Source organism: Gulosibacter sp. 10 (assembly GCF_900163695.1).
In the GTDB taxonomy this organism is placed as follows: Bacteria; Actinomycetota; Actinomycetes; order Actinomycetales; family Microbacteriaceae; genus Gulosibacter.
Genome location: NZ_FUIC01000037.1, coordinates 67753 through 94009, shown reverse-complemented (window position 1 = coordinate 94009; position 26257 = coordinate 67753). Strand labels below are relative to the sequence as shown.

24 protein-coding genes and 1 pseudogene are annotated in these 26257 nt (G+C 68.2%); 17 read left to right on the top strand and 8 right to left on the bottom strand.

Features of this window, described 5'->3' with window-relative positions; translation table 11 throughout:
• Window position 1: 1 nt before the first annotated feature.
• Entirely contained in the window at window positions 2-3007 is a 3006-nt protein-coding gene (locus tag FM112_RS13800; RefSeq protein ID WP_087008571.1) for a hypothetical protein, read from the bottom strand.
• A 120-nt stretch (window positions 3008-3127) separates the two neighbouring features.
• On the opposite strand from FM112_RS13800, the pseudogene FM112_RS13795 reads away from it, so the two are divergent.
• The 6 genes and pseudogenes from FM112_RS13795 to FM112_RS13775 all read left to right on the top strand — a co-directional run.
• A pseudogene (locus tag FM112_RS13795) lies at window positions 3128-4136 on the top strand (IS3 family transposase); the annotation flags it as partial.
• A gap of 231 nt (window positions 4137-4367) precedes the next feature.
• Window positions 4368-5027, top strand: coding sequence for a hypothetical protein (locus FM112_RS13790; RefSeq protein ID WP_140400698.1), 660 nt, complete (start codon window positions 4368-4370; stop codon window positions 5025-5027).
• Between the two features lie 108 nt (window positions 5028-5135).
• Window positions 5136-5681 carry a hypothetical protein gene (locus FM112_RS13785; RefSeq protein WP_140400697.1) on the top strand — a complete coding sequence of 182 codons (546 nt, stop codon included), beginning with the start codon at window positions 5136-5138 and terminating at the stop codon, window positions 5679-5681.
• Window positions 5682-5998: 317 nt separating this feature from the next.
• The gene (locus tag FM112_RS16950; protein WP_140400696.1) at window positions 5999-6949 is read left to right on the top strand and encodes a hypothetical protein; all 951 of its coding nucleotides are present in this window, start codon (window positions 5999-6001) and stop codon (window positions 6947-6949) included.
• 71 nt (window positions 6950-7020) lie between these two features.
• Window positions 7021-8154 (top strand): hypothetical protein, encoded by a 1134-nt coding sequence (locus tag FM112_RS13780; protein ID WP_140400695.1) that lies wholly within the window; start codon window positions 7021-7023, stop codon window positions 8152-8154.
• Window positions 8155-8521: 367 nt separating this feature from the next.
• On the top strand, window positions 8522-8710 hold the full coding sequence (locus FM112_RS13775) for a hypothetical protein (protein ID WP_087008563.1): 189 nt from the start codon (window positions 8522-8524) through the stop codon (window positions 8708-8710).
• A gap of 331 nt (window positions 8711-9041) precedes the next feature.
• Here the strand turns inward: FM112_RS13775 and FM112_RS13770 are convergent, their stop codons facing one another.
• Entirely contained in the window at window positions 9042-9599 is a 558-nt protein-coding gene (locus FM112_RS13770) for a TetR/AcrR family transcriptional regulator (protein ID WP_087008561.1), read from the bottom strand.
• An 83-nt stretch (window positions 9600-9682) separates the two neighbouring features.
• Here FM112_RS13770 and FM112_RS13765 point away from each other — a divergent pair, with 83 nt between their 5' ends.
• The gene (locus tag FM112_RS13765) at window positions 9683-10417 is read left to right on the top strand and encodes an NADH(P)-binding protein (RefSeq protein ID WP_087008558.1); all 735 of its coding nucleotides are present in this window, start codon (window positions 9683-9685) and stop codon (window positions 10415-10417) included.
• A gap of 105 nt (window positions 10418-10522) precedes the next feature.
• Here the strand turns inward: FM112_RS13765 and FM112_RS13760 are convergent, their stop codons facing one another.
• Genes FM112_RS13760 through FM112_RS13750 form a run of 3 tightly spaced genes read right to left on the bottom strand, consistent with a single transcriptional unit; the run spans window position 10523 to window position 12608 of the window.
• A complete protein-coding gene (locus FM112_RS13760) occupies window positions 10523-11332 on the bottom strand; it encodes a hypothetical protein (RefSeq protein ID WP_087008556.1) in 810 nt (269 codons plus the stop codon).
• Window positions 11329-12033: an ABC transporter ATP-binding protein gene (locus tag FM112_RS13755; RefSeq protein WP_087008554.1), complete on the bottom strand. Its 705-nt coding sequence runs from the start codon at window positions 12031-12033 to the stop codon at window positions 11329-11331. Before FM112_RS13755 ends, FM112_RS13760 begins: the two co-directional genes overlap by 4 nt.
• Window positions 12033-12608 (bottom strand): helix-turn-helix domain-containing protein, encoded by a 576-nt coding sequence (locus tag FM112_RS13750; RefSeq protein ID WP_087008552.1) that lies wholly within the window; start codon window positions 12606-12608, stop codon window positions 12033-12035. Before FM112_RS13750 ends, FM112_RS13755 begins: the two co-directional genes overlap by 1 nt.
• A gap of 163 nt (window positions 12609-12771) precedes the next feature.
• Here FM112_RS13750 and FM112_RS13745 point away from each other — a divergent pair, with 163 nt between their 5' ends.
• On the top strand, window positions 12772-13251 hold the full coding sequence (locus FM112_RS13745; protein WP_087008549.1) for a hypothetical protein: 480 nt from the start codon (window positions 12772-12774) through the stop codon (window positions 13249-13251).
• A 112-nt stretch (window positions 13252-13363) separates the two neighbouring features.
• Here the strand turns inward: FM112_RS13745 and FM112_RS13740 are convergent, their stop codons facing one another.
• Both FM112_RS13740 and FM112_RS13735 read right to left on the bottom strand, forming a co-directional pair.
• Window positions 13364-14251, bottom strand: a complete 888-nt coding sequence (locus FM112_RS13740; protein WP_140400694.1) for a hypothetical protein — start codon at window positions 14249-14251, stop codon at window positions 13364-13366.
• Window positions 14252-14367: 116 nt separating this feature from the next.
• On the bottom strand, window positions 14368-14862 hold the full coding sequence (locus FM112_RS13735; protein WP_087008545.1) for a glutathione peroxidase: 495 nt from the start codon (window positions 14860-14862) through the stop codon (window positions 14368-14370).
• Window positions 14863-15253: 391 nt separating this feature from the next.
• Here FM112_RS13735 and FM112_RS13730 point away from each other — a divergent pair, with 391 nt between their 5' ends.
• The 8 genes from FM112_RS13730 to FM112_RS13695 all read left to right on the top strand — a co-directional run bounded on the left by FM112_RS13730 (window position 15254) and on the right by FM112_RS13695 (window position 24967).
• Window positions 15254-15769 (top strand): ClbS/DfsB family four-helix bundle protein, encoded by a 516-nt coding sequence (locus FM112_RS13730; protein WP_087008543.1) that lies wholly within the window; start codon window positions 15254-15256, stop codon window positions 15767-15769.
• Between the two features lie 131 nt (window positions 15770-15900).
• On the top strand, window positions 15901-17391 hold the full coding sequence (locus FM112_RS13725) for a DUF3375 domain-containing protein (protein ID WP_087008541.1): 1491 nt from the start codon (window positions 15901-15903) through the stop codon (window positions 17389-17391).
• Window positions 17388-18233: a DUF4194 domain-containing protein gene (locus FM112_RS13720; protein WP_369678174.1), complete on the top strand. Its 846-nt coding sequence runs from the start codon at window positions 17388-17390 to the stop codon at window positions 18231-18233. Before FM112_RS13725 ends, FM112_RS13720 begins: the two co-directional genes overlap by 4 nt.
• On the top strand, window positions 18230-21649 hold the full coding sequence (locus FM112_RS13715; protein ID WP_087008539.1) for an ATP-binding protein: 3420 nt from the start codon (window positions 18230-18232) through the stop codon (window positions 21647-21649). The genes FM112_RS13720 and FM112_RS13715 overlap by 4 nt, the downstream gene beginning before the upstream one ends.
• Before the next feature lie 100 nt (window positions 21650-21749).
• On the top strand, window positions 21750-22037 hold the full coding sequence (locus FM112_RS13710; RefSeq protein ID WP_087008537.1) for a hypothetical protein: 288 nt from the start codon (window positions 21750-21752) through the stop codon (window positions 22035-22037).
• Window positions 22037-23401, top strand: coding sequence for a type II toxin-antitoxin system HipA family toxin (locus FM112_RS13705; RefSeq protein WP_087008535.1), 1365 nt, complete (start codon window positions 22037-22039; stop codon window positions 23399-23401). Before FM112_RS13710 ends, FM112_RS13705 begins: the two co-directional genes overlap by 1 nt.
• A gap of 57 nt (window positions 23402-23458) precedes the next feature.
• Window positions 23459-24268 (top strand): AraC family transcriptional regulator, encoded by an 810-nt coding sequence (locus FM112_RS13700; protein WP_254910506.1) that lies wholly within the window; start codon window positions 23459-23461, stop codon window positions 24266-24268.
• 81 nt (window positions 24269-24349) lie between these two features.
• The gene (locus FM112_RS13695) at window positions 24350-24967 is read left to right on the top strand and encodes a LysE family translocator (protein ID WP_087008531.1); all 618 of its coding nucleotides are present in this window, start codon (window positions 24350-24352) and stop codon (window positions 24965-24967) included.
• Between the two features lie 92 nt (window positions 24968-25059).
• Here the strand turns inward: FM112_RS13695 and FM112_RS13690 are convergent, their stop codons facing one another.
• A complete protein-coding gene (locus FM112_RS13690; RefSeq protein WP_254910505.1) occupies window positions 25060-25509 on the bottom strand; it encodes a MarR family winged helix-turn-helix transcriptional regulator in 450 nt (149 codons plus the stop codon).
• Window positions 25510-25617: 108 nt separating this feature from the next.
• Here FM112_RS13690 and FM112_RS13685 point away from each other — a divergent pair, with 108 nt between their 5' ends.
• Window positions 25618-26241, top strand: a complete 624-nt coding sequence (locus FM112_RS13685; RefSeq protein ID WP_254910504.1) for an NAD(P)-dependent oxidoreductase — start codon at window positions 25618-25620, stop codon at window positions 26239-26241.
• Window positions 26242-26257: the final 16 nt, after the last annotated feature.

The window sequence follows — 26257 nt, the reverse complement described above, 5'->3', positions numbered from 1 at the left end:
CCTACACGGACAGCGACGCGCTCAACGGACTACACCCTCGTTCGAGAAGAGCCGGTATTGGGCCCACATGGATAGTTAGGCCAAGGGTTGCCATGCCAGCTGCAGCGGCTGACGCGAGGTGGAGTCGGAGTGTTTCTTCATCGAAGTTCTCCGGTGAAAGCAATGGATCCGTGGCGAGTGCGGGTGCATATGCCAGGGCGATGAACGCTTCTCGTTGAGCGTCCGTCATCTGCCGACTTAACGTCATTCCTCGCGATGCCGCGCGGTGGTTGATGACGACGTTTGCTATGGCGGTCAGCAGGTGCCAGTCGAGCCACCCTTCCGACTGGAGGCGTCTTGCGGTGCGGGTGAACTCTGCGTTGGCGAGCAAGGAAGCGAGTGTTGGGCCGATCACCGCCGGGAGCGTCTTGTAGCGATAGGCGATGTTCTCAAGGATCTTCTCGCTGTTCTTCTCGTAAGTGGAAGCGAGATTCTTCGGCCATTGCGTTGCGGGGCTGGGATTGACGAGGTCGACTGGGGCGCTCCAGCCGATGGGAAGCTCGGGGCGATCGGACATGACTTGGATCTGTTCGGCGGTGAGGAAGTCGGCTAGCTCGTCGTAGGGGCGGACGATTGCGGACTTGTGCATAAGGCCGCTAGCGAAAACGGTCTCCATGAGGGATGAGAAGTCTTGTTGCGAGAGCAGGGATTGGCTGACGAGGAAGTGCATGACGGCGCCGACAGTCTCGAGGTGCATGGCTTCGAGGTCGCAATCAGCAGCGGGGGTGAGGTGCAGCCTCCATGCTCCATCTGATGCTTGTTCGATAGAGTCGGCACCGCCCTGACCGTTGATCGCGTCGGCGTCGATCTCGATGTCCAAGTTCCCGCGGAAGAAGTGCGGATCGTGCCGAGCGAAGTCCGCAAGGACAACTTGAGCTGCGGCGATGAAACGTTCAGTGACCAGGACCGCCTCGCGAGCGTTCGGGCATCGAACCGACCAGGTCAATCCGAGCGCGCTCCAGTGATACTTGCGCTCCGGACCAACATCGCTGAAGAGCCGGCCCATCCCGGATCTGTCGGTGATCTCAGCGATTTCCTTCTCCGTAGACGTAGGGAGTTCGCTGACAGCGTCAAGCATGTCTGTGATCGCTGGCATCAGCCCGGAGGGCTCGAGGATTGACTCGAGCAGCGGCACGAGGGTTGGGCGAACCGTATGGGCAGCGCGGAGAATATGACACTGGTCTTGCAGCATGTTCATTAGCGCTGGATGACTGCTGAGGCTCATTGGATCTTCGAGGTAAGCGTGCTGGGCGAGCACACCTAGATAAAACGTGTGTGTGGCTGTCAGAGACTGGCCAGCGTGGTGGTCGCAGGTGGCAGCTACGAGTAGCCCGTCTGCCGTGTACCGGTTCAGCGAAGCGTCGGTCGCGCCACGGGCTGCGACAGCGGCGGCGAGCGCGTGTTGCTTGGCGGCGTGTGGGAGGTTCAGTTGGTAGTAGATCCTCGCTGCGAGCAGCAGCATGTTGATTCCACCCTCGATGGTGTCGCCGTGCCACCAGTTGATCTTTGCTGCGTGAATTTCGTGGAGCGCGTCGAGGAGTTGTCCCTCACCGTGGAATTGGAAGGCGCGATCAAGAGCCCGGTCGCCACGCGCTCCTTCGCCCTCTACCCGTTCTATAGCCGCGTCGAGACCGTCACGCACGTGCTCGTAATGGGGGTGCTTCGCCAGCTTTGTTGTGTATAGGCCGAAGATCTCCGCGGTGTCCTTGACCGGGAACAGCGGCGTGTCTTCGAGGATGTCGACGAGAGCGCGCAGCGCGGCCATGCCTTTGTCAATGTCGATCAGTTCGACGCTGGACATGTCTGCCGATCGGATTCGGTCAAGAAGCGCAGCCTTGGTTCCGGAGAACGGAATCACCTCACCATCCTCATGACGCAGGTCAGCTGGATACTTCTGGTGCAGCGCTAGGTATGCCTCCTGCGACAGTAGGAGCGCCCGCATGTTCGGGTAGGGGTCCGCGGCGAGTTGATCATCGATGCTCTTGACAAGGGTCTGGTGCCAGGCCTCTAGCTCGGAGCGTGAGATATCCGTGACGCCTCGGAGCATGGCTCCGTAGCCGAGATCCAGCAGCATTGTCGCGTCGCGAAGAATTCCGGGATCATCGAGTGTCTCGGGGACAAGCGAGAAGAATGCTCGTACGTGTCTGTCTGCCGGGCGCAGCGTCTTGGTGCCCCGCATCGTTGCCCACGCGATCTCGAACTGCGCGCGGATAGCTACTTCGTCACTGTCGGCATGCTCAAGAAGTGTTTCTGCGAAAGCGATCCACTCGGGCAGATCAGGCACGAGCGCCGGGTCTGTGCTTGCAGATCGGAGTCCGTCACGCAGATCGATGAGGTCTCCGAGGCTGGATGCGGGGAGTGTCCGGGCCAGCCACCGGGCGAAATCCTTCTCGTACCATTCGGGTCGCGGGGTAGAGGATGCTGGCCGTTCCGGGGCAAGCTCCGCTGGCAGGTGGAGATAGTCGACGGCGAGGTGGTACAGGTCGTGTTCGGCGAGCTCTTTAGACATCGCGAGGGCGTCCCAGATATCTAGCACGATGTCGTGATCAGCGCGTGCTTGCTCCTGAAGTTCGTGGCGCTTCCCGACGGCGACCGGCGCCAGAGTGAAGTAGACGACGCGATTGACGGTCTCACCGCGGCCGCAAATCGACTGTATGTCGGACCGGATCTTGGTCGTGACGTCAGCTTGCTGAGTCGTGCATGCGAGGACGACGTTCTCGTCTGTGGCGCCGACAATGAAGAGCGACGTCGGCCCCTCCTCATTGGTGAGGTTGGTCCAGTAGCTTTCCGCGTCACGTCCTTGGTCACCGCCGGCCGCAACGGGCCCGGTTGCTGGCATGAGGTTGGTGGCGATGCGCTTGCGAGCGAGTCCTAAGCTGATGGTTTCGAAGTCGTGGTGTGAGTTGGTCTCAGTGAGCGTGCTCAGCCCAAACCGGATGCGTCGCTCAAGTTCTGTTGGGCTGGTCATGGGCCAATCATCCCCCGGGCCACGGACACTGCGCGAGCAGGCCCCGGAAGGCTGCCTGACGCGGTCGGACTTGTGCCCGGACTCGTACGACGCGGCGATCGCGACGAGTTGCCCTGCCATGAGGTCCGTGAGCTTCGTCGGGCCAACGAGATTCTGAAGAGAGCCGAGTCTTTCTTCGGGGCGGAGCTCGACCGCCAACACCGGAAGTAGTCACGTTCATCGAAGCGAACAAGAACGACGTCGTCGGAGGCCGAGCCCCCGGAGTCGAGCCCATCTGCAAGCTGTTGCAGGTAGCTCCGAGCACGTACTACGCAGCGAGGGACCGTGCCCCGTCGGCGCGGGCGGTCAGCGACGCAGCGCTGACGCCGGAGCTGGTGACGCTATGGAACGCCAACTATTGCGTCTACGGGGTCCGCAAGCTCTGGAAGACGGCCCGGCGGGCGGGGATCATGATCGGCCGTGATCAGACGGGCCGGCTCATGCGGGCGGCGGGTATCGAAGGCGCGACCCGGTCGAAGCGGGTGAAGACGGCCAGACCCGATCCGGCCTCGGCGCGGCACCCGGACCTCGTGAAAAGTGAGTTCGCCGCGACCGCGCCGAACCGGCTCTGGGTGACCGACTTGACGTTCGTGCCGACCTGGGCGGGTGTCGCGTACGTCTGCTTCATCATCGACGCGTTCAGCAGGATGATCGTCGGCTGGCGGTGCGCGTCACACATGCGTACCGAGATGGTCCTCGACGCGATCGAAATGGCACGCTGGTCGAGAGGCCATCACACGAGCATTTGCGATGTCACAGCGACGCGGGGTCTCAATTCACGTCGATACGCTACGGCGAACGCCTCGCGGAGATCGGCGCGACCCCGTCAATCGGGACCGTCGGCGACTCATATGATAACGCCCTTGCCAAGACCCTAAACGGCTACTACAAGACCGAACTCGTCCGCGGGCTTGCCCGATCGGGGCCGTGGAAGACAGTCGAGGACCTCGAACTTGCTACCCTCGGGTGGGTCCACTGGCATAATACCCAGCGCCTCCACGGTTATCTCGGTGACGTCCCACCCGCCGAGTTCGAGAACGCGTTCTATGCTGGCCAAACCACCGCCGATCAGTTGGTGGAAATCAAATAGCGCGAGTCTCTATCAAATCCAGAGCGCTTCAGTTTGGCCACCAAGGCCTGATACTGCGCAGCAACTGCCCGGCTCTGGGGGCGCTTATGAGGAGCGTTCCGGAGCCGAGTCACTTCATCAAGCCCACTGTCCACGTGCCAGCAGAGTAGAGCGATACGATGTGGTGTGGTTGCGTGCCAGCTTGTCGATGAAGAGCTCTCTTGCCCTCTCCCTGCGTCCGAGGACCGACTGATGGAGTGCTTCCACGTCGCTGCGCGGTTTGAGGACGACTATCACGACCCGCAGAAGTTTCGGTTCAACCTCAATGCGCTCGTTACCACTATCAGTTCAGTACGCGAAATCCTCCAGAAGGAAGTCGAGAAGAGTGGGAAGGTGAGCGACTGGAACAGGCTCAGCGAGCCGTTCAAAAACGATCGATGGTTGAATGCCATCAAGCGTGCTCGAAATACCACGCTTCATCAGAAGGCGATTTTCGATGGCAGCCGAGTTGAGATCGGGCTGTACCGTGGGCGGCGGCACAAGCTTTCAATAGGTGCCAACGTGCGCGGCGATATTCACAGCAGGATACTGCTTGAGAAGTGGACGTCGAGCGATGCTGGTCAGCTCTTTCTGGACCCCGAGCACTCGGCTATTGGCGAGCAGTATGGCGTATGGCGTCGATACTATATCAAGGAACTCAGCGAAACTGAGGATGTCTTGATTGCCGTCCGACGGGGACTCATCCGTGCACATGACACGCTCGTCGTGGCACACGGTATATATGGGATTGACGCAGGTCACCTTCCCGACGAGCCGTTCCTCAGTGCGGATTCTCTCGCGAACGTGAGCGTACTCCTCGAAAGTGACATCGACCCCATGCTTCCCGCCAAATGGGGGTGGCCCGACGCCTAGCATGGTGCTTGCCTGGTGAAGACGATAGATCCTGTAGACCTTGACGTCGCCCGGTATCTTTGCCAGATAGGGAGACCACGCGAAGCCCACGATGAAGTGGCCAGATACTTGGCCTGGCAGCTCAATCAGGGCGCGGACGAAGAAGGCATCACTGTTCAGCACGTTGAACAGGTCAAGTCCGAGAGCGTTGTGGGCACAACGTACGAGGTGTGGGACTGCGTCACAACGGCCGGCCGATGGTGGGTGGTCACGCCGTCAAGCAATATGTACACGCAGGATGACTTCAAGAGCGCTGATGTGGTGCTTACCTTCCACGTCGGACTCACAGCGAGGATCCTCTCAAGGCAGGAGGCTCCTCTCGCCGCTGAAGGCGAAAGCATGTTCCCTGACGTGTGGCGTAAATGGGCAGACGCCGAGACCAAGATGCGTGATGCGATCGAGGCCGAGGATTTTCAAGCAGTCGGCATGCAGCTGCGCGAGACGATCATCGCCTTCATGAAGGCCAGCGCGCACGAGAGTCTGGTGCCTGAGGAGAGCCAAGCACCTCAAGCTTCGAACCCCGAATGGCTTCAACTGACGGCCGGAAAGATCGCCTCGGGTCCGTCGAATGCGCGCCTGCGTTTGTATCTCAAGTCGTTGGCAAAGGAGACCTGACAGTACGTCAACTGGCTCACGCATGCGGCTTGTGCGCAACGGGAAGACGGCGAGATCGCCGTCGTTGCGACAAGCCACCTTGTGGCGATGTACACCGCCGCCATGTTGCGGTTCACCCGCGGCGAGCCGATACGATGCCCTGTTTGCTCCTCATATCTCGTGCTCGCCGGACGTTGCTGGCGATGCGAGTGGATAGATGAGAACCACTCCGCACCCGATACGGAGCGCGTGAGCGAAGAGGAATTGGCAAAGCGACTCCTTGGGCCGCACATGCCAAGCTCGGACATCAGCACCTTCCTGTCACCGAGCCAGTACCGTTGGAACGGCTGATTGCGATGTCCGAGACGGAAGCCTCATCCGGCGGTGAAATGGGCTCGAGCATCTTCGAGGATCTGAGGCGACGCGCGGAGAAAGCGACCACCGAACTGTTGGCAAGTGATCTTGCCCAACTTGATCTGGAGGATCGGAACGCCTGGCTGCCGCGCATGACCTTGAAAGCGCTGGAGCAACGGAAACACGAGCTCAACGAAACATCACGCGCTGTTCTCGATAGCTGGCGTGAAGAGGAACGTCGCCGGTTTGAGCGCTGGCGCGCGTTGGCCGAAGCGGCTGACGAAACCTTCCAACGAGCGCTTCCTCCCAACTGGAACAACTCGCAAGTTGAGTTTCCGGAGACGGAGTTGGTCGAGGCTGTTCTTCTTGACGAAGGGCTGCCTCTCGCCTGGGTTCCACCGGCGGCCATCCTTGAGACGTTGCTGCGCGCCTCATCGGCGGATGAGCGACGTAAGCTACTGGAGGTCAACGCCAACGAGCTTGTGAGTGCATGTCTCAGCGAACTTGAGCGGCTAGAATCGAGCGAGACCGCGGAATGGCGTCCATTCGCGAAGGAGGCCGCAGACTCGATGCTCGCGGGCTATTGGTCGTCGGGGCAGGCTCTGGCGGCGAATGCGTTGGAGACGTTGGTTCGGCGGTTCATGTTACGAAGCGTTCAGGGCGTGACGAGCCGGAAGCTCAGGCCTGGTGGCCAGGGCGCTCCGGTGCCTAGTATCCGCGCAGTCGACGAGGTCAACGTCAAAGCTGTCCTCGCCACGCAGGGAATATGGGGCGCGTATGCCACATACCTTCCTGATGATCTCGATGGCATCCCAACGCGCTTCACCAGGCACGCATCGGCTCATGGCGTTTCCGTGAATCAATACAGCACGGTCAACGCTGTAGTTGCGCTCATGCATGTAGTTGCGCTCCTATGTCTCGTGGACGAAGGGTAACGAAGCGGTCCTAGCCTGGGTTGTGGATCTTCGCCCCAAGGTTCGGTAAAACGTGGAGACAGGAGGAACGGGTGAGTTCGGTAGGCGCAGAGCTAACCATGCATGGCATTCGCGAGGATGCGACGTTCGTCGGCCGCTACCTGAGCGCACTGCGGCGATCAGCGAACCGGTCGTTCGCGCCGCAACTCTCATTCTGCATGGGGAGCTACCTTGCTCTCTTCATCTACGAAGGGCTTCGCAAGCTCCGCTCGATCGATGAGACGCTCGCGCAAGAGCTTTCGTCGGGAGCAGAACAGATGATCGTGAGGTCGCGGCACAGCCTGAAGTTCTTCGAGGACACAAAGCGTGGCTTGGACGGGGTGCGGAGTGCTTTTGGCGAGGAGATCATTCCGGCCCACCGTGACTACTTTGTCGGCCTCTTGCGGTTCAAATGGCTGGAGCCCTTTGCCAAGGATATCGGCATATACCGATACGACGATCGAGTCATCTCTACAACGCACTCCGCTACCTTCGCTCTCGGGCTGGAAGCTCGCACGATCTCACAGGACGATGCTGGAGCACAAGTGCGGCAGTTCTCAGAGGAGTACGGGCAGTACTTCGGTCGGCTTGGTGCCCGCATCGACACGCATCAGACGTCTTTCCCAGACACACTGGATCCGATTGCGTTCTCGCAAAAAGTCGAGGATCTGCGCAGCGCGAAGTTCTATCCGGACACGTTCAACGGTGACAGCACGCCAGACCTCAACGCGGCACTGGTGCTGCTGCTCGGGCATCTGAACTTCATCACCTATGTCGTCGCTCCTGAGGGGTCAGAAGCGCCACAGAGCTACACGACGTTCAAGATTCGATTCCTTACGATCTACCAGGTGGTTCGGAGCCTCTCCATCCTCCGCGATGTACAAGCCGAGACGCTTCGACCTGACTCGCGGGCGGTGATTGACACGATCCTCCAGCATCCCGCCTCGATCAGCATCCTTCGAGATGACGTGCGACCGCTGCGGAATACGTTGATGCACTACGGGCTCGATTCCCGGCTTGACCCCTCCGCCGTCGATACCAGCGCGTTCATACGGTCACTCATCGCGGCGACGCTGGATGAGAATCAAGCTGATCAGTTCTTTGCCGACGTTGATAGTTGCATCTCGGTAGCGGCGCGATCCATGAACGACTGGTTTGGCAGGCCAACCTTACGACGGGGCCGTTGATCCACGATCCGATCACTCTGGTCGTGTCGTGATCTCGGCCGGCTGGGCATGGATGGGGCGTGAGTGACGGCAGAGGTCTGAGCCATGTGGTTCAGCGTGCGCATGCCTCGGAAGCGACGGCTGCGGAGACCCACGCCGAAGGGCGCTCCGGCGCATAAGCCCACACTTGAGCGACGAACGCTCGAGAACCGACTCGAGCGTCTAATTCGTGAAGTCGACAACGCGGATGATCCGGTTGCCATGCTGAACATGAGAATCGACGAAGAGCTAGGGAAGCTCGTCACGCGACTGGCTGGCCCGGCCCGATACCGTCCGCTACGACCACGTCGGCAGCAACGGAAAGATCAGCTTCCGCCGCGCCGGACGCATGCACCACCTAGGCGTCGGCGCCGACCACCGCGGCAAGCACTGCATCCTGATCGCCGTCGACACCGCCGCCACCGTCGTGCACCTGCCCATGGGCGAGATCATCGCGACCAACAGCATCGACCCCGCCAAGACCTACTGGCGCAACGCCATGAAGCCCCGCCCGCCGGCCGGAGGCTCCCACACGTGACCTATGACGCGGCGGAGCGAGCCCCCGACAGTAGCGGCGGCTGCTCTGCTGGGACCGTGCTGGAGGAAGTGGTGATGCGTCACCGAATACCCATCTCAGCCACCCGCCAAGACTCGCCACCAACCGGCTACACTCGGACTAAGCGAACCGCCCGGTTCCCTGTAAACACAAGGGAATCCGCGAGTTCCCGAGACGATCGGCGGAGGCCGGAAATCGACCGGATCCTTCAAGGGGTCGCCGGTTCAAATCTCGTCGGGGCGTTGACGCCTAGGCTTGCCCTCACGGTGAAACGGCAGGCGTCCTTCCTGCGTGAGATCGGCCGGGTCGACCATCAGCTATCAGCTGACACACCCCTGAAATACGCCCCCAGAACCCCCTCCGCATCCACCTCAGCCGCCCGCGCCGCCCGGTACATCAGCAGCGCATCCACCAGCGCCACCAGATTCGGCGCCTCGCGCTCCGCATCCTTCAAGCCGACCGCACGCAGAATCCGCGCCGCCGCATCGTGCAGCAGCTGCCGCACCGGCGCATCCTCCGTCAGCAGCCGCCGGAGCTCCTCATCGTTGCGGAGCTCGAACATGAGCGCGAACCGTGCCGCCTGCGCATCCTCCCGCGCGGCCATCCGCTCCAGCACCTCCACCGTGATGCGCGCCGCAGCCGAGGGAGTCAGTCGCGAGGGAATCTCCAGCCCCTCGACATCAGCCGCAGACCCGTCCGACAGACGCCGCACCACCAGCTCGAGCAGATCCCTCCGCGTGCGCGCGTAATACGACGTCGACCCCTTCGGCAGACCCGCCTCGGCATCGATCACCAGATGCGTGAGCCTCCGCATTCCCTGCCGCGCGATCAGACGAATCCCCGTATCGGCGATGAGCTCGCGCCTCGACATGCTTCTCCCTCGCTCTGGCCAGCAACTCTACGATCGTAGTAGCCTCTGTGATCATAGAGGATCGAAGCAGATCGGGAGGAACCATGTCGCATATCGCCGTCGTCGGGGGAGGGCGCTCCGGCCCCGCCATCCAACAAGCCCTGGAAGAGCGCGGCGCGCGAGTCACGATGCTCTCCCGCACCACCGGGTTCGACGTCCTCCACGACGACCTCGCCGGCCGAGTCCCCGACGCCGACGCCATCATCGAAGCCGCCGGCCGCTTCACCATCAGCCGAAGCGAGGCCACCAGCTTCTTCACCGCATCCACCCGCATGGTCGCCTCGGCCGCCAACCGGCTCGGCGTGCCGCACGTGCTGCTCTCGATCGTGAACTGCGATGCGCCATCGCTCCAGGGATACGGCTACCTCGCCGGCAAGGCCGCGCAGGAGCGCGTCGCCCGCCGGGAGAGCGAGCGACTGACCATCGTCCGATCGAGCCAGTGGTTCGAATTCGCCGAGCAGAACCTCGAACGGATGCGATTCGGCCCCATCGCCCTCGTGCCCGCCATGCTGCTGCAGCCCGTTGCGCTCGACGCCGTGGCCGCCGTCCTCGCCGACTGCGCGCTCGGACGGCGCGAAGGCGACCTGCACAACATCGTCGGCCCCGACCGGATGACGCTCTGGGAGATGACCCGGCAGCTGCCGACCGAGGGGAGCCCCAAACCCGTGCCGCTGCGCATCCCCACGCGCTACGGCCGCGCCTTCCACCAGGGCGCCTTCCTGCCGCGACGCGACTTCGAGACCCACGGGCCCCGATTCGCCGAATGGCTGCGCGGATAGCGCACGCCACGGCGACCCCCAGTCGCTCGGCGTCGAGGGGTCGGACGTGGAAAGCCGGCGCCGACAGCCCGAAGAGGGGCGCCCGCCAAAGCATGACTCACGAACTCACCGACTCAGCACCCGCGTGCTGCGGAAACGGCGCGCGGCGACCCGGATGAGCACGGCGCTCGCCGCCAGCGTCGCCACGAGGATGAGGCCGAGCGCGGGCAGCACCCAGTCCTGCAGGAAGAGCACGGAGGGCACGGCGACGAGCGCGGGCAGCAGCGCCACGAGCCGGATCGGACCGCCGTTGAGGCCGGCCCTGGTCTCCAGGCTGCTCGGATACAGCAGCGCGCCGAAGAGCGTCGCCGTCGCCGACCAGAGCCCCATCGAGAAGGGCACGACGACGACCGCTGCCGCATAGCCGAGCGAGGGCGACACCGACGCGCCGGTGCTCGCCGCGGTGATGCCCGCGGCGAGGAGGAAGGCGGCCAGCGCCACGCCCCACGCCGCGAAGGTCAGGACGAGCGCGGCCCCGAGATAGGCCGAGAACAGGCGGCGACGCGGGATCGGGCCGGCGAGCAGCACCTCGATGCCGCCGCCGGTGATGTCGTCCGCGACCACGCCCGGCAGGACGAGCGTGGCGACGATCGCGATCAGCGCGCCGAGGATGGCCGGCACCATCGTCAGCAGATACGAGGTCATCGGCAGGAACTCGCCGCGGCCGTCTCGCGCGGCGATGAGCCCGTCTGGAGCGCTCGGGACGAGGCCCGGGGTGTTCGCGAGCGTGTTCGCCCCTTCGGCGCCGAGCAGCACCAGCACGCCGAACCCCGCGCCCACGAGGGCGGCCAGCAGCACCGTCGCGGCGCCCTGCTGAATCCAGGACCGCCGGGTGAACGCCGATACGCGATACCGCGGTGCGAGCGAAGCGGTCATGAGTCGGCCTCCAGAAGCCGCAGGATCCGCGCCTCGGACACGGGCTCGCGCTCGGAATCGAGCTCCACGAGCCCTCGAGCTCCGAGGACGAGGAAGCGCCGCGCCAGGGCCAGCGCCTCTGGAACGCTGTGGGTGGAGTAGAGCACCGTGCGCCGCTCACCCCAGGCGCTCAGCAGCGCGCGGGTCCGCGCGGCGTAGACCGGGTCGAGGCCCGTCAGGGGCTCGTCGAGCACGACGAACCGCGGCTCCGTCATCGCCAGCCGCGCGAGGTCGACCCGCTGCCGCTGGCCGCGACTCAGCGCGCTCGCCTTCCGCTCGAGCAGCGCCGTGAGGTCGAACTCCCGGACGAGCCGATCCACCGAGACCGAGACGGCATCCGGGTAGGTGCGGGTCACCGTCGACCAGAACTCGAGATTCTGCCGCACCGTGAGGCTCGAGGCCAGCGCGGATTCGTGCCCGAGATAGCCGACCCTGGAGCGCACCGCCGCGCCGTCGGAGACGGGCTCGCCGAGCACCGCGCAGGTGCCGCCGAGGGGCGGAATGATGCCGCAGAGCGTGCGCATGAGCGTGGTCTTGCCGGCGCCGTTCCGGCCCAGCAGCGCAGTGATCCCCGGCCGCAGCGAGAAGTCCACCGGCCCCAGCACCTCCGTCTCCGCGTAGCCGACGACCAGCCCCGCGGCGCTCGACGTGTCCGCGGTCATCATTCGCCCTCCGCGGCCTCGGGAGCCGCGTGCGGGGGCTCGGCGGATGCGTACGCTCTCGGCATGAGGATCGTGCTGAGCGCGCGCCGGCGCCTGCCCGGGGCGGGGGAGTTGCCGAGCAGCGGCTCGAGCGCGGCCATGATCGCGCGGCCGAGCCGGTCCATCTCCTCATCATCGGCCCAGAACGCGGCCTGCGCGAAGCTCACGCGGTCGGCGTGCAGATCCGGCTCGCCGGAGTCGAGGTAATCGCCGAAATCGCGGATGAGGCCCGAGGTGAAGACCGTGAAAGCCGTGAGCAGTTCCTCGCCGCTCAGCGAGCTCAGCTCCTCCGGGGAGGGGTTCGCGAAGCCGGGGGCGAGCCGATAGGTCTTCTCGCTCGCGCCGCGCACCTGCTGCTCCTCGGCCACCTCGATCAGGTCGTGCTCGGCCAGGTGCGAGACGTGGCGGTAGAGGGTCGCGATCGGCACGTCCGCGAGCCGTTCGTGGAGCTGATGCGTCGTGAGCTCGCCTTCGCCGAGCAGCATCTGGACGATGCGGAGCCTTACGGGATGCAGAAGCGCCGAAGAAGTAGCCATGCCCTAATGTTATCAATATTGATATTGATAGCAATACGGCACTGCGGGCGACCCGAGCGGAGGAGCCGCGACCGCCCCATCCACTACGATCGCAACCACGGCAGACCGAGCCGAACCGGCGCGCACGACCGCGGCCGGCCTCGAACCTCAGGACAGGGGAGCCATGACGAGCGACGCGGGCGCATCGCCGCAGCCGAAGCGCGTGACCGGACTGCTCGCGCTGTGCGCGGCCTCCATCGCCACCCTCCTCGGCGGCTTCACCGCGCACCGCCTGCTCGCCGGTCTGGATCCCGAGGGCTTCTTCGGCGACCGGTTCTTCTTCGGCCCGCCCCTCGCGGTGCTCATGCTCGCGCTCATCGGCTCCAGCATCGCCCTCGTCGCCGCGCTCATGCGCCCGGGCGAGGCGAGCGGCGCCGTCTACCGGCGCGGCCCGTTCATCGCCCTCGCCCTCATGTGGGTCGCGATCCTCAGCATGCTCTCCGTCGCCGGGATCATCGTCGTCGAGCCGTACGCGACCTGGAGCATCGTCTTCCCCGCCCTGAGCCTCCCGTACATGGTGATCTCGGCCATCATCGCGATCCCGCTCGTGCAGATCCTCCCCGGGTGGCTGCGGCGCGCGGGGCTCCGCCGAGTCCAGGACTGAGCGGCCGCCGGGCCTCGCCCGCGCCGCGGATGAGGGCGCGGGGATGCGTCTCGTCGAGCCGCGGAGCGTCAGGGCTTCGCGGGCGGCCTCCCGCCCTCGCGCATCGCGGTCATCATGGCCGCGGCTCCTCCCAGCGCAGGGAGCCGAACGGCAGCTCCGCGGCGGCGGCCGCCGACGCCTCCGTGACGAGTCCGCGCTCGGCAAGCACGCGCACGCCGGAGTTCCGCGCGTCCACGAGCTGCCGCCGTACGGGCTCGGGCAGCTGCGCGAACGAGCGATCGACCCGGTGCAGGTCGGGCGCGCGCTTCAGGACGATGCGCTGCGCCGGCTCCTCCTCGACCGGCGCCCGCGAGCCGAGCGCGAGCACCGGCAGCACGGCGGCGGCCAGCCCCGCGGCGATCCACACCGGCAGCACCGCCGGCTCGCCGAGATCGAGCACGGCGAGGCCGCGGGAGTGCAGGGCGACGAGCGCCACGGCCGCGAAGACGATCACATAGGCCTGCAGGCCGAACAGGATGCGCTCCCGCGCGCGCCCGTCCCGGAGCCACAGCACGAGCGCGCCGAGCGGGATGAGGACGGCGACCCAGAACCCGACGATCGAGAGCGCGATCTGGGTGTCGAGATCGAGCTCCTCCGTTGAGAACCCCGTCCCGCCGTCGAGGCGCACGTCGATGCCGCTGAGGAAGCCGGCGATGCCGAGGATCGGGGAGACGAGCACGAGGATGCCGATCAGCACCGCCGCGCAGCCGCCCGGCCGCCGCGAGGACGCGGGCTCCTCGGCCCGATGCCCGCCGTCGCCGACCCTGCCCGGAGCGATACCGGCGCCGAGCGCCGTGAAGAGTGTGCGCACCGCGTTCCCCTGCGCGAGCTCGGCGCGTCGGTGCAGGTCGTCCGCCACCTCGTTGGCCGCGTGCGCCTCGCACAGCAGCGGATCGAGCTCGTCCCGAGGGGCCTCGCGTGCCCAGTCCACTGTGCGGGGAAGTTGCGGTGGTCGATCCATGCCCTCATGCTCCCGTCCCGGCAGGGCCCGGTCAACCGCCGCGCGCGCCGCCGGGGCGCCCGCGAAGATCGACCGCCTCGCGTGCGGGGCCGCCCGCCGTCGTGCAGCGGCGGCGTTCAGGAAGGAACCGCAGTCCACTCCTCGATGGCGCGGATGATCTCCGGGGCATCGGGAGCCGTGCGCGGCCGGAATCGCCTCACCCGCCCGTCGGGATGCACGAGGAATTTCTCGAAGTTCCATGCGACCCTGCCCGCCTTGCCCTCCGCATCGGGATGCGCGGTCAGCTGTCGATACACCGGGTGCGCGTTCTTCCCATTGACCCGCACCTTCTCGGTCATCGGGAAGGTCACTCCCCACGTGGTCGAGCAGTAGTCGGCGATCGCCTCGGAGGAGCGCAGCTCCTGCAGGAACTGGTTGCTGGGAAAGCCGATCACCGTGAATCCTCGTTCGGCGTAGCGCCGCTGCAACTCCTCCAGCTGCTCGTATTGCGGCGCGAGCCCGCACCGGGAGGCCACATTCACCACGAGGACGACCCGCCCATCCGCCAGTTCGCCGAACGTCGTCTGCCGACCGTCCAGCATCGTGACCGAGCTCGTATCGAGATCCGTCATATCCATTTCCTCCAACAGGCTGTTCTCGCGGCGAGGCGCCGAGAAACGCCCCTCCACGAATCAGGGCCGACCGATGCGGACATCGGGCCGATCTGAGTGCAGTCTCGCCCGAGGCCGCCACGAGCGCAAGGATGCTCGAAGCGGGCCTTGGCGCGGCGATCGGATCGTCCGGACCGCACTCATCCGATTCGGCTTCACGATGCGGATCTCGGCGAGTCCACGGCTTCGGGAACGCCGACGCCCGGGAGCGGTCATGCGTCCGGGCGCCGCTCCCGCACCGGTGCAATACGATGCTCCACGAGACGGCGGACAGCGGCTGATCCCGTGGCGAATACCATCGCCGGGACTCCCGAACCCGGGACATGGGCTGTGCGCGTCGTGAGGAGACCCCATGGCCGTTCCGCGGACCAAGAGCGAGCTGCTGCACGCGATCGAGGACGGATACGAGAAGCTCGCGGGGGACCTCGCCCGCGTCCCCGAGGAGCGAGCGCGCGAGGCGGCGCTGCCCGGTCACAAGGCCGGCACCGAAATGAGTCCTGCCGACCTGGTGTCCTACCTGATCGGCTGGAACGAACTCGTGCTCTCCTGGCACGAGCAGCGCCGTCGCGGCGTCGAGCCCGAATTTCCGGCGCCCGGGTTCGGCTGGAACGAGCTCGGCGACCTCGCCCAGCACTTCTACCGCGAGTACGCCGATCTGACCTGGCGGGAGCTGCTCGAGCGCTTCGCACGGGCCGAGAGGGGCGTCGTCGTCCTCGTCGCGGGGCTCGACGACGATGAGCTCTACGGAGCTCCCTGGTACGGCAAGTACACAGCGGGGCGGATGATCCAGCTCAACACCTCCTCGCCCTACGCCAACGCCCGCCGCCGAATCCGCGCGTGGCTGCGCGAACAGGGCGCAGGCGCATAGCCGCCGCGACGGCCGGGGCAGGCGCCGACGTCTCCGGTTCGGAGAACTCCTGCACTGCGCCGGATCTCCACCGGAACATCCCTGTCAACCGCCGCGCGCGCCGCGTCGGATGCGCGGGATAGCCTTGAGGGATGACCACCTCGCGTGCGGAGGCCGCCTATCAGCGTGCAGCGGCGGCGTTCAAGAATCCGACGCTCGACCTGCTGCACGGCCGGTACGCGCCGTTCGTCGTCGCCGCGCTCTCGCTCATCTTCACCCCGGAGCGGCCCACGGTGGCGATCTCGGACGCGCACGTCGAGGTCGGCGACGTCGCCGAAGAGCTCCGTGCCGCGGGCTACGACGAGGACGACCGCGGGCTCCCCGCCGGCACCGGCCGCGAGATCTGCCGCTACTGGGTGCGCGTGGGCTGGCTCGTGCCGCAGATCGACGACGGCGTCGAGGTCTACCGCCTCTCGGCGCAGGCCGTCGGCGCCCTCGAGATCGTCGGCCGCTCGGGCGCCGGCCGCGCGAAGGTGTCGCGCTCGCGCGTGCGCACCCTCCTCGAATCCGTGGAGCAGCTCTCGCAGCACGCCGAGACCGACCCCGAGCGGCGGATCGCGCGGCTGCGGGCCGAGCGCGACGCCATCGACGCCGAGATCGAGCGCCTCGGCAGGGGAGAGGTCGAGCCCCTCGAGGACGACCGGCTGCTCGAGGAGGCCGAGAACGTGCTGCACCTCTCGCGCGAGCTGCCCGCCGACTTCGCCCGCGTCGCCGAATCCATCAACGCGATGCAGCGCGACGTGGTCTCGGAGCTGCGCCGCGACGTGCGCCCAGCCGGCGAGGTGCTCCGCGAGTACCTCCACCGCGGGCAGCACGTCATGGAGGCCACCCCGGAGGGCCGCGCCTTCGCCGGCGCCCTAAAGCTCATCGGTGACCCCGAGCACATCGACCGCCTCACGGACCAGCTCGGCACGCTCCTCGCCCTGCCCTTCGCCCGCCACCTGCGCGTCGAGCAGCGCCGCGAGCTCGAGGCCATCGCGAAGCGCGTCGAGCAGGGCGTGCAGGAGGTGCTCACCGCGCAGCGCCGCGCCTCCCACGTCATCACCGCGCAGGTGCGCACCCACGACCCCGCCCGCGACCGCGAGGTCGACGACCTGCTGCGCAACGTCATGTCCGGCCTGCAGACGTGGATGCAGGATGCGAGGGGCAACGCCGCCGTCGAGCCGCTCCGCAGCCTCCCGACCGCGAACGTGGGGCACCTGCGGCAGTCGCTCAGCGACCCGCGGCCGCCCAGCGCGCCCGCGCCGCTGCGCCGGGACGAGGAGGCCGAGTTCCTCGACGCCGACACCCGCGCCTGGGGCGGGCCCTATTATCGGGAGCTCGAGGAGTACGTCGCCGGCCTCGGCGGCGAGCGCTTCGACCTCGCCTCGGCCTTCGAGGGCGTGGCGGAGGATGCGCGCCGCCCCGTGGACCTGCTCGGCCTGCTCGAGATCGCCCACCGCAACGGCATGGCCGAGGACGAGGGCATCTCGGTCGTGGAGGCGCGCCGCCCCGACGGCACCGTGCGCCGCTTCGCCTTCGGCGCCGTGAGCGCCCGCACCGCATCCCCGCACACCGACACCCCGGAAGAGCCGACCGCATGAACGACCAGATCGACCGCCCCGAGCCGGCCGAGCACGATCCCTTCATCGAGGCCGTCGCGATGGAGCACGACCCCGCCGAGTGCTTCGCGGGCGACCGCGGCGTGCTCGACCCCGAGGTGCGCCGCGTGCTCGTGCGCCTGCTGCAGCGCCGCTTCCTGCTCGCCGACCGCAACCGGGACGACTGGACCGTGCTCATGGAGCACCAGCAGGTGATCGAGTCCCGGCTGCACGACCTGTTCGTCCGGCTCGTGGTCGACTCCGAGCGCGGCGTCGCCTACAAGCAGCAGGTGCGCTCCGACGAGCTCGACGTGCCCATCCTGCTCCGCGACGAGGCCTACTCCCGCGCCGAGACGCTCGTGCTCGTCTACCTGCGCACGGTGTACCAGCGCGAATCCACGGCGGGGGAGCCCGCCGCGCGCGTCGACGTCGAGGAGGTCGAGCAGACCGTGCTCACCTACTTCACGGGCGCCGACGGCGACCTTGCCCGCCGCCAGCGGATGATCCGCGGCGCGCTCGCGCGGCTGCGCCAGGAGGGCATCGTGGACGAGGAGTCCGAGGGCCGCTACCGCATCAGCCCGCTCGTGGAGATCGTGCTGAGCGCCGACCGGCTCCGAGCGCTCGACGAGTGGCTGCGCGAGCAGGCCCGCACCGGCGGCGCGCTGCCGGCGGCTCCCGCGGACGGGTCGGAGGCCGCCGGAACGCCGGCCGAAGACCCCGGGGCGGCACCCGACGATCCCGGCGCCGCCTCCGACGGCCTCGACGCCGCGCCCGACGACCCCGACGACGACCCCCGAGCGGCCCCCGCCGCGACTCACCACGCCCGCGGAGGTGCCGCCCGATGACCATGCTCGACACACTCTTCGGGCTCATCCCCGCCGAATCCCGCGGGCAGCAGTGGCTCGCCGACGAGCTGCAGCTCGTCAACTGGGGCGGCTACGACGGCGCCCACCGCGTGCGCTTCTCGCCGACCGCGACGCTGCTGTGCGGCGGCTCCGGCTCGGGCAAGTCCACGCTCATGGACGCGTACATCGCGCTGATGATGCCGCACACCACGCCCTTCAACGGCGCCTCGAACGGCGGCGTCACGGGCCGCCCGCGCGGCGAGGAGCAGCGCAACATCCTCTCCTACGGCCGCGGCAAGCTCGACGAGTCGCGCACCGACGACGGCACGCAGGTGCGGGTGCTGCGCGGCGACGGCGAGGACACGTGGACCGCCGTGGCCATGACCTGGATCGACCACGACGGCTCGCGCTTCACCGCCGTGCGCGCCTGGTACCTCCCCGCCGCCGCGCGGGTGCTCGAGGACGCGGTCAAGGTGCGCGGCGTCGTGCACGGCGACTTCGACCTCGGCGCGCTCGAACGCGCCGCCGGGCAGCGGCTCTCGGACGCCGCGGTGCGCGCCGCCGGGCTCGAGACGATGCCCACCGACCGCGAGTTCCTCGCGCGCATCCACTCGGTGCTCGGCATCGGCGCCGCGGGCGCCGGCGCCAAGGCGATGAGCCTGCTCGCCAGGATCCAGGCCGGCCAGCAGATCACCACCGTGGACGAGCTCTACAAGCGGATGGTGCTCGAGGAGCCCGAGACGATGGCCACGGCGGACGCCGTGGTCGCGCACTTCGACGAGCTCGAGGGCACGCGGACGCGCATGGTCGCCGCGCAGCGGCAGGTGCGGACCCTGCTGCCCATCCGCGAGATGCGCGCGAGGATCGAGGAGGCCGGCGAACGGCTGCGGCTGCTCGACGAGATCGGCCGCTTCTCGGACCCCGGCTCGCTCGCCGCGCTGTGGCGGTCCGGGCGGCGGCTCGAACTGCTGCGCGCCGCGGAGGCCGAACTCGCGGAGCGCAAGCGCGCCGCCGACGCCGAGGTGCGGGCGCGCCTCGCGGCGGCGAACGCCGCGGAATCCGAGCGCGAAGGGCGCGTCGAGGTGCTCCGGAACTCCGGCGGCGACCGCCTCGACACCGCCGAGCGCGAGCTCGCCCAGGTCGAGCGCCGCCTCGCCGAGACGCGCGAGCAGCGCGCCCGCCTCGACGAGGGCATCGCGTGCCTCGACGAGGAGATCGGCTCCGCCCGGGAGTTCGCGGCGCTCGCGGACCGGGCGCGCGCCGCGCTCGCCGACCGCGACGCGAAGACCGCGCTGCTCGAGGCGTACTCGGAGGCGCGCGGCACCGCGCGGCGGCTCCGGCAGCGCCGCGAGGAGCTCGAGGGCGAGCGCCGGCTCGCGGAGCGGCGGGAGGACAACATCCCGGGCCGCCTGCACGAGGCCCGAGAGGAGCTGGCCCGCGCGGCGGGCATCCCGGCGGAGTCGCTGCCGTTCGTCGGCGAGCTCATCGAGGTGCGCACGGAGTTCGAGCCCTGGCGGGAGGCCTTCAACCTGGCGCTCGGCGGATTCGCGACCACGCTGCTCATCGACGCCGCGCGGCTCGACGACTTCCGCCGCGCCATCGAGGCGGTGCGCACGCCCGTGCGGCTGCGCTACGAGGGCGCCCGCACCGATCTCGCCGGTCGGCGGGACCTCGATCCGCTCCGGCTGCCGGGGCGCCTCGACTACCGCGAGGGCGAGTTCACCGGCTGGCTGCAGGAGCGCCTCGAGCAGCAGTTCGGATTCGTCTGCGTCGACGCCTCCGAGCACCTCCCGCGGCATCAGAAGGCGCTCACGATCACCGGGCAGGTCTCGCAGGGCGGCCGCGGCGCCCACGGCGGGCACGGCGGGCGCAACGTGCTCGGATTCTCGAGCCGGCGCAGGCAGGCCGAGCTCGACGCCGAGATCCGCGGCGTCGAGGCAGAGGTCGCGACCGCGGAGCGCGCCGAGGCGGAGGCCGTGGCCGAGCTCGATGCGCAGGACGCGCGGCAGACCGCCCACCGGCTCGTCGCCTCCCTCACGTGGGAGGAGGTCGACGTCGCCTCGGTCGAGCGCGAGCGGGGCCGCTGGCGGGGCATCATCGACGAGATCACGGCCGGCAGCCCCGAGATCGCGGCGCTGCAGCGGCAGATCGCCGAGCTCAAGGCGAAGACGACGCGGCTGCAGGAGGCCACCGGCCGGGCCAAGGGCGAGCAGGAGCGCGTCGCCGAGCAGTGGGCCGCCATCACCGACGCGGTCGACGAGGCCCAGATCGCGCTCGAGGAGGCCGAGGCGGCGGGGCGCGAGCTCACCGAGGCGCAGGCCGCCTATCTGCACGAGCGCTTCGCCCCGGCCGAGCACGCGGCGCAGGAGGGGCGCGCCGACCGCCTGACCCGCTTCGACGCGGCGCTCGAGCACGCCTCCAAACGGCTCGAAGAGGACCGGCGCGCCGCGCAGGACACGCTCGAGGAGCAGCGCGGGAGCCTCCGGCGCACGCTCGAGACGTTCCTCGACACGTGGCCCAACCCGAACCTGCGGGCGGACCCGGAGCACTCGCTCAAGGACTTCGAGCGCATCCTCGAGGAGCTCGAGACGAGCGGCCTGCACGAGCTCGAGGCGGAGTGGCGGAACAGCCTGCTCACGCTGTCGGGCAACGACCTCACCAACCTCGACTCGACGCTCGGCCGCTCGCTCCGCGAGATCCGCGAGCGCATCGAGCCGGTGAACCGGATCATGCAGGACCTGCCGTTCTACGACGACGAGCACCGGCTGCAGATCGCGCCGCGCGAGAACCAGTCCGAGGTGCGACGGCGGTTCCGGAAGGACCTGCGGGAGGTCCGCGCGCTCATCGACCGCGCCGAGTCCGACGCCGGGCGGGAGCAGGCGTACGAGCGCATGGCGCGGCTGATCAACCGCATCCGCCGCACCGCCCCCGACTTCGCCGACCTCGTCGACGTGCGCAACCACGTGCGCGTGAGCGCCGAGAAGATCCACGCCGAGACCGGTGCGCACGCCGCGCTCTACGACCACATCGGGGAGAAGTCGGGCGGCGAATCGCAGGAGCTCATCGCCTTCATCGTGGGCGCCGCGCTGCGCTACCAGCTCGGGGACGCCGACGCCGAGCGGCCGCGGTACGCGCCCGTCTTCCTCGATGAGGCCCTCATCAAGGCGGACGCGCACTTCACCAAGCGCGCGATCGGCGCCTGGCGCGGGCTCGGGTTCCAGCTCATCATCGGCGCCCCGAACGACAAGTACAGCGCGATCGAGCCGCACGTCGACGTCGAGTACGACATCCTCAAGGACACCCGAGGCCGCTCCTGGGCGAAGCCCAAGGTCGGCCTCGCGGAACCGCAGGGCCAGGGCGACCGAGGGAAGGCCGCCGAAGGAGCGGTCATCGGTGCTGTCGGCCCGACCGAGTGAGAAGCGCACTCTCGAATGACGGGGCATTCCCTGGATTCCGCCATAAACCATTCATTCTATTGGTAATACTGCTAGAATCATGGCAGTTTTGGAGGTATCGATGGACAAGCGCACTGCTCCGGTCAAGCGCGCCATGTCCGCGCTCGGGGAGCAGACCGCGTTCATGCGCCGGATCACGCACATGACGGCGAAGACCACGGCCGCCCGAGCCGGCGTGAGCCTGATGACGTTGCGCAAGTTCGAACGCGGCGAGAATGTGGAACTCGCCTCCGCGCTGGAGATCCTCCGTGCGGTAGGACTGCTCGAGCAGGTCGTCGAAGGCGCTGATCCGCTCAATTCCGAGCAGGGGCGGGCTCGCCTCGCCGCGTACATGCGGAAGAGCCGCTGATGAGCCCGGCCGACTACCCGATCACGGTCACACTGCAGCTCCCCGACCTTCGCGAGGTAGCGGTCGGCGTCATCTCGGAGCAGCGGGTTCCGCCGCGTCGATCACCGGTCATGACCTTCATCTACAGCGATGAATACCTCGCGGATCCGTCGGCCTACCCCTTGTCGCCGGATCTGCCCCTGACCGGCGGATTGCACACGCCGCCGGTGCATACGGACGTGTTCCTCGCCTTTCGAGACGTGCAGCCGGACCGGTGGGGCCGTCGACTCATCGAGTCGATCGAGCGCCGCAAGGCCCGAAGCGCTGGCGAGCGGTTCCGCAAGCTCACCGAGCTGGACGTCCTGATGCGTCTGGCCGACCGGACGAGGCAGGGGGCGCTCCGCTTCGGCAGCCCGGACACGGATGGCGATGACGAAACTCGCCAGGTGCTCGCCTCGACCGAATTCATACCGACGCTCGCGCGGATCGCCAGCCGCATCGAAGCCGATGAGGAACTCTCCGAAGAGGCCTTGAGCATGCTTCCGACGGGCACGGGCGCGGGCGGCGCAAGGCCGAAGTTCAACGTATCGACCGGCGACGGTGCGCTCATGCTCGCCAAGCTGCCCAGCCGTGAGGACCGATGGAACGTCGCGCTCTGGGAGGCGGCGACCGCGCAGGCTGCCGCCGATGCCGGGATCGAGACTCCGCGAATCCGCTACATGGCGGCGGACGGCGAAGGATACGGGGTGACGCTTCTCCGGCGATTCGACCGCACGGATGGGGGCGAGCGAATCGGGTATCTGAGCGGGGCCGCGGTGCTCGGGCTCGCACGGGCAGATGCATACACCTACGAGGAGCTCGCTGCGGAGGCGATGGCCGGGACCGCCGATATGGACCGTCTGGGCGAGCAGCTGTTCCGTCGGATCGCGTTCAGCGTCCTCGTCAACAACGTCGACGATCATGCACGGAACCATGGATTTCTCAGAGGGCCCGACGGATGGGATCTGTCCCCCGTCTTCGACGTCAACCCGTTCCCGGACATCACCGAGGCGACGCCGATCGACGCCCAGGACGATCCCGAAGAACGAGACCTGCGAAGGCTCCTCGAGGGGAGGGACGGCTATCGGATGACACTCGAATGCGCGCGAGCGGCGCTGGCCCAGGTCGCCGATGCCGCCGGCACGATACCGGCGCGCGCCCGTGCGCTCGGCGCGACCGAGCGCGAGATGCGGCTCTTCGCCCCTGTGTTCGAGGGGGCGCAGTTTAACACCGCTGGGCGTCTCGCGGGAGGGCTGCCCCTCGGCTCGGCATCCCGAGTCCGACGTCGAGACTCCTTCGGCAGGTTCGCCGCAGACGGCGACCCGCTTTCGCGATCCACCCGTTGAATGCGGGGGTGCACCGGGCTCCTCCCGGCTACTGCATCATCGGGCTAGGCTGACCGGGTGCAGAGCGGAGGCGAGGGCGAGATGGCGGAGTTCGCGCGCAGCACGGCGGTGCCGCACCTGGAGTCGCGGCGCTCGTGCCGGCAGAACCGCTGCTATCGGGCGCACGCCCACGACGGGTTCTCGATCGGGCTGATCGAGGCGGGCGACTCCGTGCTCGCCGGCCCGCTCGAGGGCGCCATCCGCCTCGAGCCCGGCGACATCGCGCTCATCCCCGCCGGGCAGGTCCACGCCTGCAATCCCGACCTCGGAGCCTGGCGCTACCAGATGACCCACCTCGACCAGCGCTGGGCCGCGGACCTCGCGCCCCGCGACGCGCACGCGCTCTTCTCGGGCATCAGCGTGCTGCGCCGCGACGACCTGCCGGGCCTCGTGCGCGAGACCGCCGAGGCGGTCTTCGAGGACGCCCCTCGCGACCGCGTCGAGGCGGCGTTCGCGGCGCTGCTGCGCGAACTCGCCTCCGCCTCGCCCGCGCACCGGATCGCCGGCCGCGCCGACGCCGAGCTCCTGCAGCGCCTCGCCCCGGCCATGCGGCGGCTGCGCGAGGACGAGGCCAATCCGCCGCTCGCGGAGCTCGCCGAGCTGGTCGGCATGACGAAGTACCGGCTCGTGCGCTCGATGCGGGCGGCCACCGGGCTCTCGCCGCTGGCCTGGCGGCAGAACGCCCGCATCATCCGCGCCCGGCGGCTGCTCCGCGAAGGGCGCCCCATCGCCGACATCGCGCACGACCTCCGGTTCGCCGACCAGAGCCACTTCCACCGCGTCTTCCGCGCGCACGTCGCGGCCTCGCCCGGCGCCTACCGCGGCTGAGCGCAAGAACGTACAAGACCCCGGCCGCGCCCGCTCCCGATACTTGGCGAGTCCACCGTCAAGACCACCGTGGGGGAGCGCATGGAGCAGTTTCTCGCCGTCGCGATCGCGCACTTCGTCTCGCTGCTCATCCCGGGCGTCGACTTCTTCCTCATCGCCCGCGTCGCACTGGCCGGCGGCTGGCGCAACGCCACCGGCGCCTGCCTGGGCATCGCGCTCGCGAACGGCGCCTTCATCGCGGCGGCGTTCTCCGGCATCGCGCTCATCACCCGGCCGCCGCTGCTCGACGCGATCCAGGCCGTGGGCGGCGGATTCCTCGTCTTCATGGGCATCGCGTTCCTGCGCTCGCCCGCGAGGATCGACCTCGAGCACGGGCCGAGCGCGGCCCGGGGCACGTGGCTGCGCAACCTCGGCCTCGGCCTCGCCTCGGGGCTGCTCAACCCCAAGAACGCGCTGTTCTACGTGAGCCTCGCCGCGGCGGTGCCGGGGGAGCCGCCGCTCACGCTCGCGCTCTACGGCGCCTGGATGTTCGGGATCGTGCTGGCCTGGGACGTGCTCGTCGCCGTCATGCTCGGCTCCCGGCGGGCACTCGGGCGGATGCGGCGCGCGCTGCCCTGGCTCGGCAGGGGCGCGGGCGTCTTCCTGCTCCTCTTCGGGGCGGGGATGCTCCTCGGGTCGGCGATGCGGGCGCTCGCGTAGTGCCGGCGATGCGTGCGGTCGCGTAGCGCTGGCGATGCGGGCGCTCGTGTAGAGCGGGTCGGGGTCCGCCGGGGCGCTGCGGCCCGCCGGGGCTACCGCGACTCGTCGGGCCTCGCGGCGTAGAAGTCGCTCACGGCGTCGAGGAAGCGCGCGACCACCTCGAGCTCCGACGGCGCGAACTCCCCGCTCAGCGCGGCGAACTCCTCGTCGGTGCGCCCGTACACGTTCCGCAGCGGCGCGATGGCGTCCTCCTCGAGCTCGATGCGGGTCCGGCGGCGGTCTTCCGGATCGGGCGCGCGGCGGAGAAACCCGGCCTGCTCGAGCCGGTCGAGCAGCTTCGTGACGGTGCTCGTGGGCATGCCCGTCGTATCGCTGATCCGCCGGGGCGTGCGGACATCCTCGCGGAGCACCAGCAGATGCAGCGTCTGCAGATCGGTCACCCGCAGCCCGTGCTCCCTCGCGATCCGCTCGTTCCCCAGCACGGCGTGCACCACCTGGCGCTGCAGCGCCGCGCGCACCCGCGCGGCGGGATCCTCGCCCATCCTCATCCTCCTTGCTACACTCTTCCCGAAACGGGAATAACTCGATTCGGGAATATTCCGTCAGTGTAGTCGAGCGGCGGGGGAGCGGAGCGCGATATGAGGATCCTGGTGGCTGGCGCGACCGGCATGGTCGGCGGGCACGTGGTCGAGCAGGCCCTTCGACGAGGGCACGAGGTCGTGGCGCTCGCCAGGGACCCGTCCGGGATCGCCGTCGAGCATCCGCGGCTCGGGACGGCGGCGGCGGACATCCTCGATCCCGACTCGGTCGAGCCGCTGCTCGAGGGGATCGACGCGGTGGTGAGCACCGTGGGCATCGGCACGTCGAGGCGGCCGACCGTCCTGTACTCGGAGGGCACGCGCAACCTGCTCGCGGGGATGGCGCGGCACGGGGTCGAGCGGATCGTCGTCATCTCCTCCGAAGTCGCCGAGCACTGGGCGCACCAGGGGCTCTTCAAGCTCTGGGTGGTGCTGCCCCTGCTGCAGCGATTCCTCGGCGCGACCTACGACGACATGCGCCGCATGGACGTCGTCCTGTGGGAGTCCGCGGCGCAGTGGACGGCGATCCGGGCCCCGCGGATCCGGTCCGCGGGCGCGAAGGGCCGCTACCGCCTCGACCCGGCCGGGCCGCTCGCCCGCGGCTGGTCCATCACCGCCCCCGACATGGCGAGCGCGCTGCTCGACATCGCGGAGCGGGACGACCTGGGCCGCCGGCACGTCCACGTCGCCGGCTGAGCGGCTCGCGTCCCCG